The following is a 13,101-nucleotide window of genomic DNA, read 5'->3' as shown; positions in this document are numbered from 1 at the left end:
CGGGTCAGGACGTGGCGCGAGGATTTTATGCGGCAAGGCATGGCGGAAGAAATCGGGGAGTTTGCAGACTTCGTCAGGCCGGAAGGCCGGACAGCGCCTGGCTCCCCCGGGAAGGCGCTTCACGCCTCCCCAAGGACAGGCACGGCCCTCGGTGTTTACTCCCCATCCCGCCGCGGCCGCGGCCGGGTCGGGATTTCCTTTAACAGCCCGCCGACCCCCATGGCGGCAATATCCGCCGACGTCACGTCAATGCCGCAGACCACTCGTTCCAGCACCCAATCGGCCCCGTTGAGCGCTGGTGATCGGGCACAGCCCGGCAGGCCGATCACCGGCTTTTTGCCCAACTGGCCGAGGAACAGCAGATTGCCCGGATCCACCGGCATGCCGAACCGCGTGACCGTGCCGCCAGCCAGCCGCACCGCCTCCGGCGCCACATCCGCCGGATCCGAGGTGGCAGAGCCGGTGAGCACAAACAGCACCTCCCCCGGGGCCGCACGCAGGGCGGTGGCGATCTCGGGCGCACAATGCGGCACCACCACGCGAGGACTGAGGGAGAGCCCCATCCGGTCCAGCCGCCCGGCCATGGCGGCGCGGCCCTTGTCGGACGGCATGTCTTCGGTGACGCGGGTCTCGACCAAAGTGGCCGAGCCATAGTGCGGCAGAACCACCCGTATCGCCCCGGCCGCCTGCGCCAGCGCCACCAACAGCTTTGCCTTCGGCACGGCGTAGGAAATAATCTTGATCGTCGCGATCATGCCCGCCGCATCAACCCGGTGATAATCCGGCACCGTGGCGACAGAGATCATCGGATCGACACTGTTGATCGCCCCCACCTGCGCCGCCGCAACCCGGGTAACGCCGGGCGCAAGCGCATAGAGGTTGACCCGCCCCGCCCCGGCGCCCGAAATGCGCAGGCCCAGCGCCGCGGCATCCGGTGCCATTGCCTGCGCGAGTCGCAACGCGGCGTCATCCTCATGCAGGTCGCCGGGGTCGAGCCGGGCCACGATGACCTCGGTCAGCCCGGCCTGCTGCAGTTCCTGCAGGTCCTCCGGCGTCAGGGTAGTGCCCTTGGCGATGCGCCGCCCCGCCCCCTGCAGCGAATGGGCAAGCAGGCAGCCCTCGGCCTGCCCGACCGGCACCGGGCCGAACTTCATTCCGCCTTGCCCCGCAGCACAGCCGTCATCTCGGCCAGGATCGACACCGCGATTTCCGCCGGGCTGGCCGCGCCGATGTCGAGACCGACAGGGCCGTGAATGCGGGCGATGTCGTCCTGCATGAACCCTGCGGCGATCATCCGCTGATGGCGCTGGCCATGAGTACGTTTGGAGCCCAGCGCGCCGATATAGAAGCACTCCCCCCGCAGCGCCGCCATCAGCGCCGGGTCATCCAGTTTCGGGTCATGGGTCAAGAGCACCAGCGCAGTGCGGGCATCCAGCCCGAGTTTCTCCACCGCTTCATCCGGCCAATCGTCAAGAATGCGCTCACCCGGGAAGCGTTCGGCAGAGCCAAAGGCAGCGCGCGGCTCGATCAGCACCGGGTCATAGCCCGCGATCCGGGCCATCGGCAGCAGCGCCTTGGCGATATGGACGGCGCCCACCACAATCAGCCGCAGCGGCGGGTTGTGCACCGCCACAAATGTAGTGCCGTCCTCCTCGACACCGGAGCGGTCCAAGCGCATGCGGTCGGGGTAGGAGGCGATATTGACCAGATGGCCCTGACCGCTCGTCAAATCCACCTCATATGCCAGCGGGCGGCGTTCGGTGCGGGCCAGCACCAGCGCCTCCAGCACCTCTGTCTTCAGCGTATGGCCGACCGGTTCCAGCAGCACCTTGATGGTGCCACCGCAGGCCAGCCCGACGGCAAAGGCATCATCATCGCTGACACCAAATTCCAGAAGCTTGTGGGTGCCAGCCTCCAGCGCCGCCTGCGCCTCCAGGATCACCGCGCCCTCGACACAGCCACCGGAGACTGAGCCCTCCATCCGGCCATCGCCGGCAACCACCAGCTGAGAGCCGGTCCGCCGCGGCGCCGAGCCCCAGGTCTGCACCACCGTGCACAAAACCGCACCGACGCCCTCGCGGTGCCACTGCAGCGCCAGCTCCGGCGCATTGTCAAAGATCGTGAGGTCGGCCTGTGCGGTGCCAGATGTCATGGTGAAAATCCCGGTGCCTGTTGTCCCTCATGCTTGCGCCTGACGGTTTGAAATTCAAGAACAAATCGTGCCAACTTGCTGGTGTTTTGTCACCCCGCATCGGGCGGTCTGCACCCCGGAAAAGCGGCCTCGCGCAAGACCTCAGCCCTGCAGCATCGCCATCAGCCGCGCCTTCTCGCCGCTGTCCTCGGGGCGGGAGAGCGCGTCGGCCAGCGCCTCCAGCGAGGCGATGTTGTGGCCGGCGCGAAAGCTGTCCACATGCGGCAGCATAGCACGGATGCCCTGCGCGCGGGGGGCAAACCCCTCCCAGCGCATCAGCGGGTTGAGCCAGATCAGGTGGCGGGCGGAGCGCTGCAGGCGCTGCATCTCGCGGCTCAGATCCTCCGGCGCGGCGCGGTCGAGCCCGTCGGTGACCAGCAGAACCACCGCGCCCTGCCCCATCACCCGGCGCGACCAGTCGCGGTTGAAGCCATGCAGGCAATCACCGATGCGGGTGCCGCCCTCCCAGTCCTGCGCTTCCGCCCCGGCGGCGGCGAGGGCCGCATCCACGTCGCGTTGCCGCAGATGGCGGGTGATATTGGTGAGGCGGGTGCCGAAGGTAAAGCCATGCACATTGGCCCAGCCCTGTGTCTTGCGGCCGCCGCGCGCATTGGCGACAGCATGCAGGAACTGCAGCACCATACGGCTGTACTGGCTCATCGACCCGGAGATGTCACAAAGCACCACCAGGTTCGGATATCGTGTCGCGGGGCGCGTCAGAGCGATCCGGTGCAGCTCGCCGCCAGTGCGGCAGGCGCCACGCATCGTGCGCCGCCAATCCGCCCGCGCGCCCAGCGGTGCCGGCAGATGGCGGCGCGTTTTCATCGGCTTGACCGGCAGGGTGAGGCGGGCCAGCATGCGCTTGGTCTGTTCCAGTTCCGCGGTGCTCATCTGCTCGAAATCCAGCGTCTTCAGCCGTTCCTCAGCCGACAGCGTCAGGGAGGCGTCGATTTCGATCTCGGTGCCCTGCTCCTGCGACTCCTCCGGCAGACCCTCGGGCAGCTGCCCCTGCAGCAGTGCCTCGGCAGCGCGTTTCTCGGCCGGTTTCGCAGCCCGCTCCTGCTGCACGCCGCGGATCGCTGGCAGCATCGCCGCCATCATATGTTCCAGATAGCGCGGGTCGCGCCAATAGAGCCGGAAGACCTGCGCAAATACCACGCGCTCTTCGGGGCGCGACACGAAACAGGCATGCAGGCACCAGTAGAAATCCCGCCGCGAGGTAAAGCCCGCCGCCGCCACCGCTTCTACCGCGCCCATCACCCGACCGGTGCCGACCTTCAGCCCCGCCTTGCGCAGGGCGCGGGCGAAATGTGTGAGATTGGCCACCAGCTTCGGGTGATCCGGCAGTGTAAGCGGGGCATAGTCTGCCATCAGCCCCGACGGGGGCCTTGCCCCCGCACCCCCAAGGTATTTTCAAAAAGATGAAGGCTCATGTCAGCCCTCCGGCAACGCGGCACGGGCCTGGTCGAGCAGGCGCTTGGCCTCGGAGCCCTGAAGTTTTGCAATGTCGTCCTGATACTTCAGGATCGCGCCCAGCGTGTCGGCGATGACTTCGGGGCTGAGCGTGACCACGTCGAGCGCCAGCAGGCAGTTGGCCCAGTCGATGGTCTCTGCCACCCCCGGTTTCTTGAACAGATCCTCGGTGCGCAGGGCCTGCACAAAGGCCACCACTTCGCGGCTGAGGGTCTCGGCGGCCTGCGGGACGCGGGCGTGCAGGATTTCCAGTTCGCGGTCGAAGTCCGGATAGTCCACCCAATGATAGAGGCAGCGCCGTTTCAGCGCGTCATGCACCTCGCGAGTGCGGTTGGAGGTCAGGATCACCGTCGGCGGCTCTGGTGCCTTGATGGTGCCCAGCTCCGGGATGGTGACCTGAAAATCCGAGAGCGCCTCCAGCAGGAAGGCCTCGAAGGGTTCATCCGTGCGGTCCAACTCGTCGATCAGCAAAATCGGCGCGCCGCGCGTATCGGGCTGCATCGCCTGCAGCAGCGGGCGGGCGATCAGATACTCCTCGGAGAACAGCTCCGCCTGCAGCGCCTGACGATCGGCGCTGCCGGTGGCCTCGGCAGTACGGATCGCCACCATTTGTGCCGCGAAGTTCCATTCATAGACGGCGCTGGCGGCATCCAGCCCTTCGTAGCATTGCAGCCGGATCAGGGGGCGGTCGGTAACGGTGGCCAGAGCCTTGGCGATCTCGGTCTTGCCAACCCCGGCTTCTCCTTCCAGAAACAGTGGCCGGCCCAGCCGCGCAGACAGGAACACCACCGTCGCCAGCGCCCGACCACAGACATAGCCCGCCTCGGCGAGCTGTGCCTGCACCGCGTCGATGGAGTGAAATCCGCCCTGCTCCGTCATGTCGCCCCTCCCGTTGCTTGCGACCAAGAGGCCATGCCGGCGGCGGCGCGTCAAGCGGAGGGGCTGCAACAGATCGTCAGTTCCCCGTCGCCGGAGATTGACGACACGCGCCGGCGGGTGCAACAAGTCAGACGCGTCAGAAGATCCGGGCACGCGGGCGGCGTGGACGAGGGGAAGGAACAGCGACATGCGCATCACTGCGGTGACCTGCGTCAAGAATGAAGGCCCGTTCCTGTTGGAATGGATCGCCTACAACCGCCTGATCGGCGTGACGGATTTCCTGTTTTATTCCAACGATTGCACCGACGGCACCGATGCGCTGCTGGACGCGCTGGCCGCGCGCGGCGGTGTCACCCATCTGCCCAACCCGGCACAGGGGCGCGCCTATCAGATGGAGGCGCTGAAGGACTGCGCCCATCGCCCCGTGGTTCAGAACGCCGACTGGCTTTGGATCGCGGATGTGGACGAGTTCCTCAACATTCACGCGGGCGATCACAGCATCCAGGCGCTGATCGACGCCTGTGACGATCCGCAGGCCATATCGCTCAGCTTCCAGTTCTTTGCCAGCGGCGGCATCGAGGCCTTTGAGGACCGTCCGGTGATCGAACAGTTCACCCGCTGCCACAATCCAGACATCTGGTGCGGCGAGACGGCGATCGAGGTCAAAACCCTGACCCGCAAGGACTTTCCGCTCGGGTACTACGGCGCGCATCGCCCATTTCTGAAGAAGAACACCGCCGCGGATGCCCGCCCGCGCTGGTGTGATGGCGGTGGGCGGCAGGTGCAGCACCGGTTTCTGGTCGCCGCCAATCCGCGGCGCATCCGCAAATTCCCGGCCAAGGGCGCGCGCGCATTGGCAACACTCAACCATTACGCGCTGCGCTCGCTCGACAGCTATCTGGTCAAGAACGACAGAGGCGATGTGAACCGCGAGAACCGCGCCTTTGACGACACCTATTGGCGTGAGCGCAATGATCCCGTTTGGGAGGACCGCTCGATCCTGCGCATGCTGCCCGCGCTACACACCGCGCTGGATGAGATGAAAGCCGACCCCGAGATCGCACGGCTGCATGCGGACTGCGTCGCACGGCACGTGGCGCGACGCGATGAGTTGCTGACCCGGCCCTCCTATCAGGCCATGCGGGCGCAGCTGCAACGCGCCTCTGTCCTGCCCCCGCAGGAAGAGGACATGCTGACACGGTTGGGGCTGCTGTAGTGGCCGTGAGCATCATCAACCTCGGCCTGCCCAAATCCGGCACCACCACGTTGAAACACGCGCTGGACCGGGCCGGATATACCGTGGCCGATCACCGCATCAAGGCACGCGAGACCCCGGATGACCCCGCGGACCGAGTCTTTGTCGGGGCGCTGATGTATGAGGGGCTGTATAAATACGGCGACCCGCTGGCCCTGCTGAAAGACTATGATGCGCTGACCGAAGTGAGCTTTATCTACGGTGGCACCTCGGTCTGGCCGCAATGTGACCATGCCATGTTGCTGGCGCTGCGCAAACTGCACCCCAAGCTGTGTTTCATCGCCACCCGACGCGCCACCGAGGAGTTGGCGCGGTCCATCATGCGCTGGAACAACCTTGGCAAACTGCGCATTCCGTTGTCGACGGTTCCGGGTCTGCCCGTGGGCTATGGCCATGAGGTCGACGAGCAAATGATCTGGATCGATGGCCATTACGAGGCGCTGACCCATTGGTTCCGCACGGACCCGCTGTATCTGGAGCTTGATGTGGCGGCGCCTGATGCGCGATCTAAGCTGGAACGATTTCTGGGCTGCGACCTGCCGTGGTGGGGGCAGTCCAACATCAATCCCGAAGACCGTGACACGCCGGAAACGGGTGCGGAACCGACAGAACAGAAAGACGCGGACTGATGCGGATCTACTTGCATATCGGTGTTCACAGAGCGGCCAGTGAACGGTTGCAGGCGGTTCTGGCCGACAAGCGCGACCTCTTGATGAGCCGGGGCGTGATGGTGCCACGTGCTGCAGGCCCAAAGAACCACACCCGCCTTTTCATGGCCGTCACCGATCCGGATCACGTGGATCCGCTGCGCTACAACCGGGGCTTTATCGGGGCGGCCAAACAGGCCGAACTGCGCGAGGGGCTGATGGAGACCCTGCGCGCGGATGTGGCAAAGCACGCCCCGCATACGCTGATCCTGAGTGCCTATCAGCTTGGCACGCAGCTGTCGCGCCCGAGCGAACTGGCGCGGTTGAAGGCGTTGCTCGCGCCGCTGTCGGACGACATTCGCATTGTTGCGCATCTGGAGGCACAGGCGCGCCTGTTGCCCGAGGTCTTTGCCGAGCAGGTTCAGGAGGGCCGCGCAAACGGTCTGGCGCGCGAAGTGGAACTGACGCGGGAAGACAGCTGGTGGGCGGCGGCACTGGACACGCTGCCGCCAGTGGACCCGCAGGCCGGCCAGTTCGAGGAAACCCAGGGCGCGCCCTACTGGCTGGATTATCAGGCGTTGCAGACGGTCTGGGAAGAGGTCTTTGGCCCCGGCTCCGTGGCCTTTCGCAGCTATGACGCGGCGCTGTTCGACAGTGCCGAGGTGACGGACGAGATCTGCGCCGCCTTTGACATCGAAGGGCAGATTGGCCGCGCAGCCCCGGCGAAACCATCGCCGCCGATCTCTGCCGCCTGGCTGACGCGCGGGCGACAGTTCAACGCATTGCTGCTGAAACTGCTGGCGCAGGGCAATCACATCCTGCCGCGCAAGCTGTGGCGGCAAATGATCCAGGACCTGCATGTGGACGGCCCGCCCATCGATCCTGCGCGACTGGGCGCAGTGACGCGGTTTTTTGCGGCGGACAATGCGCGGCTCTGCGCCGCCCATCCGGGCCTGTCGCCAGAGGTGTTCGAGGTCGCCGCCTCGACCGAGGATTGGGTGGAAGCCGACCCGCAAATGGGATTTCGCGCCTCGCAATACCTGCTGGCCTTCCTGCACCGGATCGAGAAGGCAACAGCAGAGGAACGCGCCGCACGCGAGGGTGATCTTCTGGCGCACCAGAGCGCTCGCGCGGCGCAGGACAGCGCAGCGGGTGCCGCCCCCTCGGCCAAGGCGCGCCGGTTGTTGCCCCCACTGGCACTGAAGAACTTCGCAATGTTGCAGGGCTCTTCGTTCAAACCGCATGATCGCTTTGGTCAGGTGGACGAGACGGCTCAAATGCCCCCCTATACGGAGGTGGCCCCGCGCAAACTCCCAAAAGGGCAGAGCGGCAATGTCATCGTTGGCTGCATGAAGGATGAGGCGCCCTATATCCTCGAATGGGTGGCCTACCACCGCATGATTGGGGTGGATCATTTCCTGATCTACACCAACGGCTGCAGCGACGGCACCTCGGAGCTGCTGGACCGCCTGCAGGCGCTTGGCATCCTGCAGCACCGCAACAACGACAACTGGAAGGGCAACTCCCCCCAGCAATATGCGCTCAACCAATCGCTGAAAGAGCCGGTCATCAAACAGGCGGACTGGGTGATCCATATCGATGTGGATGAGTTCATGAACGTGCGCTGCGGCAATGGCACATTGGCGGATTTCTTTGACCATGTACCGGACGCCACCAATGTCGCGATGACGTGGCGGTTGTTCGGCCACAATGGCGTCACCACCCTCAATGACCGTCCGGTGATCGCGCAGTTCGATCATTGCGCACCGAAGTTCTGCCCCAAGCCGCATACGGTCTGGGGCTTCAAGACAATGTTCAAACCCATTGGCGCCTATAAGAAAATCTCCTGTCACCGGCCCAACAAGCTGGAAGAGGACAAGCGCGCGCAGGTGAAATGGGTCAATGGCTCCGGTCAGGACATGACGCAAGAGGTGGCGGACAACGGCTGGCGCAGCTCCAAGAAATCCATCGGCTATGACCTGCTGCAACTGAACCACTATGCGCTGCGCTCGGCCGAGAGTTTCCTGGTCAAACGCCAGCGCGGCCGGGCGCTGCATGTGGATCGCTCGATCGGGCTCAACTACTGGATCCGCATGGACTGGAACGACCACCGCGATATCACCATTCAGCGCAACCTGCCGAGGATGCAGGCGGAACTGGCGCGGCTGCTGGAGGACAAGACCCTGCGCGATCTGCATGAGGCCGGGTTGGCCTGGCACCGCGCAAAAGCCGCAGACCTGCATCAGGTGCCGGAGTTCGAAGAGCTTTATCGTCAGGCGCTGGAGATCGACATCACCGCAACCGAACGCGTGGCCTGGGCGCTCTCGCTGGATCTGGAGAGCTGATGATGCGCACGCTGGCTGTTTTGACCGTCCGCAACGAGGCTGCCTATCTGCTGGAATGGCTGGCGCATCACAAGGCGGTGGGGTTTACGGATTTCCTCGTCTTATCCAACGATTGCGACGATCAGACCGTGGCGATGCTGGATCGGTTGGACGAGCTGGGCCACCTCGCGCATGTGGAAAACACCGGCCCCTTTGACAAGGGCGGTATCCAATTCACCGCCATGAAACGTGCCGACAAGCACCGGCTGACCAAACGAGCCGACTGGATCATGGCGCTGGATATCGACGAGTTCGTCAACATCCACGCGGGCAAGGGCCAGATCAGCGATCTGTTGGAGGCGCTGCCGCAGGCCGACGCGATCACGCTCACCTGGCGGCTGTTCGGCAATGCGGATCAGGTCCGCTATCAGGGCGAGCGCGTCACCGACCGCTTTACCCGCGCCGCCCCTGCGGTGATGCACTGGCCGTGGCGCGCGTCGATGTTCAAGACCCTGTTTCGCAACTCCGGCGTTTACCGCAAGATCGGCATCCATCGCCCCCGCAGCGTAAAGGACGACGACGCGCTGGACCACTATCGCTGGTTCGACTGCGTCGGACGGGAGTTGATGGGGGATTTCAAAACCAAACGGGTGTTTTCCAACTACGGTCAGGACAATTACCGGCTGGCGCAGCTCAACCACTATCCGCTTGGCGCGATGGAGAGCTATGTGCTCAAGGCGGATCGCGGTCGCGCGGTCCACTCGGATGATATGCTGGATATCGACTACTGGGTGGAACGCAACTTCAACACCGAAGAAGACACCTCGATCAGCCGATACCGCCCGGCCCGCGACGCCATCCTGGAGATGTTCCTGGAGGACGCAACACTGTCAAAGCTGCAAGAGCGCGCGGTGCAATGGCGTAAGGACCGCTTCATGGAGCTGATGCGCGCGGAACCCTATCGCGCCCTGTTTGGCCGCTTGATGATGACGCCGCAGTCGCGCCCCATCAACCAGGTCACGGGACGCACGCTGGCAGGGTTTGCCATGTTGGGACGACGCGCAGCACAGGCGGGCGGCAGCAATGACAGCGGAAAATCTCCCCCCAAGGACGACAGCTGAGCATCATTTACCCCCGGCGTGGCAACAATCGTCGACAATTGGGCCAAGCTTTTTCTAAATTTAGCCTCAATCTGCGCCTACTTCTGTCGGTGAACAAAGCCGACAAACGGGTGGCAGGTGGCGCGTATGCAAGACGACACAGATATCCTCGAGCAAGACCTCTCCGGGTTGAAGCCAGCCGAATGGCAGGCGCGTCTGGCGGAGATGGCCGAGGAAAACGGCATGTATCAGCCGCTTGGGGATCGCCATTTTGCCACGTTCATTGATCAGGGCAACACCCTGCTGGTGACGTTCGAGAGCCGTCAGGGCATCGAGAGCTTCTCCGAGACCGCGCAGCCGCTTGGTTTTGATCTGGTCAAGAATTTGGGTTGGTCCCATCTGTGCCTGATATCCGATGGTGACACCTGGTTCCGCGAAGCCCGCATCTATGGCTTCTTCGATCAATTGATCGACGATGGTTTCTTTGAAGAATTCGACAATGTGGTCTTCTACGGCGCGGGCCCTTGCGGCTACGCGGCGGCGGCGTTTTCCGTTGCCGCCCCCGGTGCCACGGTGGTGGCCATTCAGCCGCAGGCCACGCTGGACCCGCGCATGACCGAATGGGACGACCGCTTTGTCGAGATGCGCCGCACCTCCTTCACGGACCGTTACGGCTATGCCCCGGATATGCTGGATGCCGCCGATCAGGCCTTTGTGCTCTTTGACCCCTATCAGTCACTGGACGCGATGCATGCCGCATTGTTTGCCCGTCCCAACGTGACCCGCCTGCGCATGCCCTGCATGGGTGATGCGATCCAGACCCGGCTGATCGAGATGGAGATCCTCTATCGGATCATGTCCCTGGCGGGCAGCGGACGTCTGACGGCCCAGTCCTTCCACCGGCTGGCACGCGCGCGGCGCGACAATAATGTCTATCTGCGCAATGTGCTGAACCGGCTCGACTACCTCGAACGCCCCTATCTGAACGTGCTTCTGTGTCGAAACGTCAATGATCGCCGCCGGATGCCGCGCTTTCGCCGCCGCCTGCGCGATCTGGAACGCCGCGGCGCGGAGGGCGAGTTCCGCCTGCCCCCCGGCACGGTACTGCCTCAGGACAAGTCCCAGACCGACAGCGGGCATTAACCCGCCTTCCCAAGCTCATGGCGCTGTGCTAACGCCTGCGCCATGACCCAGAGCCTGACGATCACCCGCCCCGACGACTGGCACCTGCACCTGCGCGATGGCGACATGCTGCGCGCGGTGCTGCCGGAAACAGCCCGCCATTTTGGCCGCGCCATCATCATGCCCAACCTCGTGCCGCCGGTTGTCACCGGCGCGCAGGCCGCCGCTTACCGCGACCGTATCCTCGCGGCATTGCCCGAAGGCATGACGTTTGAGCCCCTGATGACGCTCTACCTTACCGAGGACACCGACCCGCAGGATGTGGCCGCCGCCCATGCTTCCGGTCTGGTCAAGGCCGTGAAGCTCTACCCGGCCGGGGCCACCACCAACTCCGCCTCCGGTGTCACCAATTTCGACAAGGTGCGCCCGGTGCTGGAGAAGATGGCAGAGATCGGCCTGCCGCTTTGCACCCACGGTGAGGTCACCGACCACGACATCGACATCTTTGACCGTGAGGCGGTGTTTATCGACCGGGTTCTGGACCCGGTCCGCCGCGCCACCCCGGGCCTGCGCGTGGTGATGGAGCATATCACCACCAAGAATGCCGTTGATTACGTCCACTCGCAGGAGACGGACCTTGGCGCGACGATCACCACGCATCACCTGATCATCAACCGCAATCATATCCTGGTGGGCGGGATCAAGCCGCATTACTACTGCCTGCCCGTCGCCAAGCGCGAAGAGCACCGCATCGCCCTGCGCCAGGCCGCCACCTCCGGCGATGCACGGTTCTTCCTGGGCACCGACTCGGCGCCGCACACGGATGCCAATAAGCTGCAGACCTGCGGCTGCGCGGGCTGTTTCACCGCCACCAACACCATGGCGCTGCTGGCCCATGTGTTCGAAGAAGACGGCGCGCTGGAGCAGCTCGAAGGGTTTGCCTCAAAGAACGGCCCCGCCTTCTATCGCCTGCCGGAAAACGACAGCCAGATCACCCTGACGAAACAGGACGCCCCCGTCGCTTTCCCGGAACAGATCGACACGCCGGACGGCCCGGTCACCGTCTTTGATCCCGGCTTTGCGGTGCATTGGACCGTCGCCTGATTTCATCTTCTTGATAAATATCCCCGCCGGAGGCTCCCGCCCGCGCCTCTGGCACTCTGCTCTCGAAGGATACGCCATGATCCCCTCCTCCTACCCCTCACCCGAAGAAATCGCCCGCCTCTCCGCCCGGATGCTGCTGGAAATCGGCGCGGTGAACTTCAACACCGATGAGCCCTACACGCTTGCCTCCGGCCTGCCCTCGCCGAGCTACATCGACTGCCGCAAGCTGATCTCCTTCCCGCGCATCCGCTCTACATTGATGGATTTCATGGCCGTCACCGTGATGCGCAACGCCGGTTTCGAGGCGTTTGACAATATCGCCGGCGGCGAAACCGCAGGCATCCCCTTTGCCGCCTTGGTAGCCGAACGTCTCGCCCTGCCGATGACCTATGTGCGCAAGAAGCCAAAGGGCTACGGCAAGAATGCCCGCATCGAAGGCGCAATGAGCGAGGGCGAACGGGTGCTGCTGGTGGAGGACCTGACCACGGACGGCGGCTCCAAACTGTCCTTCGTGGATGCAATCCGCGAGACCGGCGCGACCTGCGGCCACACGGCGGTGATCTTCTACTATGACATCTTCCCCGAAACCACCAAGACGCTGGGAGATCACGGCGTCGAGCTGCACCACCTCTGCACCTGGTGGGACGTGTTGGCAGAGGCCCGCGCGCAAGCGAGCTTCAGCACACAAACCCTTGATGAAGTAGAGAAATTCCTGCGCGATCCGCGCGGCTGGCAGGACGCAAACAAGAAAGCCTGAGGAAAACTTCACCCCCAAGGCTACGGATTTCTGTGGAAAAGGCCGCCCCGAATCGGAGCGGCCTTTTCCATATCATGTGGCTGACACCCCAACCGCACACCATATGAAGAAGCTGTTGAGGCAGAATCCGACGTTTCGAAAAATTGCCCACATCCGTCTCTGCGGTTATCCTCAATTCATCCACAGGGATTTCCAGATGGAAATCAGGTCCGGTTCCAGCGTAGAACACGAGCCTATCACAAGAGAGCA

11 protein-coding genes are annotated in these 13,101 nt (G+C 64.0%); 7 read left to right on the top strand and 4 right to left on the bottom strand.

Features of this window, described 5'->3' with window-relative positions; genetic code table 11:
* Positions 1 to 155: 155 nt before the first annotated feature.
* The 4 genes from R1T40_RS02855 to R1T40_RS02840 form a co-directional block, all read right to left on the bottom strand.
* On the bottom strand, positions 156 to 1,154 hold the full coding sequence (locus tag R1T40_RS02855) for a molybdopterin-binding protein (RefSeq protein ID WP_317385795.1): 999 nt from the start codon (positions 1,152 to 1,154) through the stop codon (positions 156 to 158).
* Complete coding sequence (locus R1T40_RS02850; RefSeq protein ID WP_317385794.1) at positions 1,151 to 2,152, bottom strand: XdhC family protein; 1,002 nt, start codon at positions 2,150 to 2,152, stop codon at positions 1,151 to 1,153. Before R1T40_RS02850 ends, R1T40_RS02855 begins: the two co-directional genes overlap by 4 nt.
* Before the next feature lie 141 nt (positions 2,153 to 2,293).
* Entirely contained in the window at positions 2,294 to 3,562 is a 1,269-nt protein-coding gene (locus R1T40_RS02845) for a vWA domain-containing protein (protein ID WP_317385793.1), read from the bottom strand.
* 63 nt (positions 3,563 to 3,625) lie between these two features.
* Positions 3,626 to 4,543 (bottom strand): AAA family ATPase, encoded by a 918-nt coding sequence (locus tag R1T40_RS02840; protein WP_317385792.1) that lies wholly within the window; start codon positions 4,541 to 4,543, stop codon positions 3,626 to 3,628.
* A 187-nt stretch (positions 4,544 to 4,730) separates the two neighbouring features.
* On the opposite strand from R1T40_RS02840, the gene R1T40_RS02835 reads away from it, so the two are divergent.
* From R1T40_RS02835 to R1T40_RS02805, 7 genes are all read left to right on the top strand, one after another.
* On the top strand, positions 4,731 to 5,759 hold the full coding sequence (locus R1T40_RS02835; protein ID WP_317385791.1) for a glycosyltransferase family 2 protein: 1,029 nt from the start codon (positions 4,731 to 4,733) through the stop codon (positions 5,757 to 5,759).
* Positions 5,759 to 6,427, top strand: a complete 669-nt coding sequence (locus R1T40_RS02830) for a sulfotransferase (RefSeq protein ID WP_317385790.1) — start codon at positions 5,759 to 5,761, stop codon at positions 6,425 to 6,427. The genes R1T40_RS02835 and R1T40_RS02830 overlap by 1 nt, the downstream gene beginning before the upstream one ends.
* On the top strand, positions 6,427 to 8,790 hold the full coding sequence (locus R1T40_RS02825; RefSeq protein ID WP_317385789.1) for a glycosyltransferase family 2 protein: 2,364 nt from the start codon (positions 6,427 to 6,429) through the stop codon (positions 8,788 to 8,790). The genes R1T40_RS02830 and R1T40_RS02825 overlap by 1 nt, the downstream gene beginning before the upstream one ends.
* Positions 8,791 to 8,792: 2 nt before the next feature.
* Positions 8,793 to 9,890, top strand: a complete 1,098-nt coding sequence (locus tag R1T40_RS02820) for a glycosyltransferase family 2 protein (protein WP_317386932.1) — start codon at positions 8,793 to 8,795, stop codon at positions 9,888 to 9,890.
* A gap of 126 nt (positions 9,891 to 10,016) precedes the next feature.
* Entirely contained in the window at positions 10,017 to 11,012 is a 996-nt protein-coding gene (locus tag R1T40_RS02815; protein ID WP_317385788.1) for a phosphoadenosine phosphosulfate reductase, read from the top strand.
* A 42-nt stretch (positions 11,013 to 11,054) separates the two neighbouring features.
* Positions 11,055 to 12,095: a dihydroorotase gene (gene pyrC / locus R1T40_RS02810; RefSeq protein ID WP_317385787.1), complete on the top strand. Its 1,041-nt coding sequence runs from the start codon at positions 11,055 to 11,057 to the stop codon at positions 12,093 to 12,095.
* A gap of 76 nt (positions 12,096 to 12,171) precedes the next feature.
* Positions 12,172 to 12,852, top strand: coding sequence for an orotate phosphoribosyltransferase (locus tag R1T40_RS02805; RefSeq protein WP_106163425.1), 681 nt, complete (start codon positions 12,172 to 12,174; stop codon positions 12,850 to 12,852).
* Positions 12,853 to 13,101: the final 249 nt, after the last annotated feature.

The organism is Tritonibacter scottomollicae (assembly GCF_032924845.1).
In the GTDB taxonomy this organism is placed as follows: Bacteria; Pseudomonadota; Alphaproteobacteria; order Rhodobacterales; family Rhodobacteraceae; genus Epibacterium; species Epibacterium scottomollicae.
This window is presented reverse-complemented; position numbering and strand designations above follow the sequence as displayed.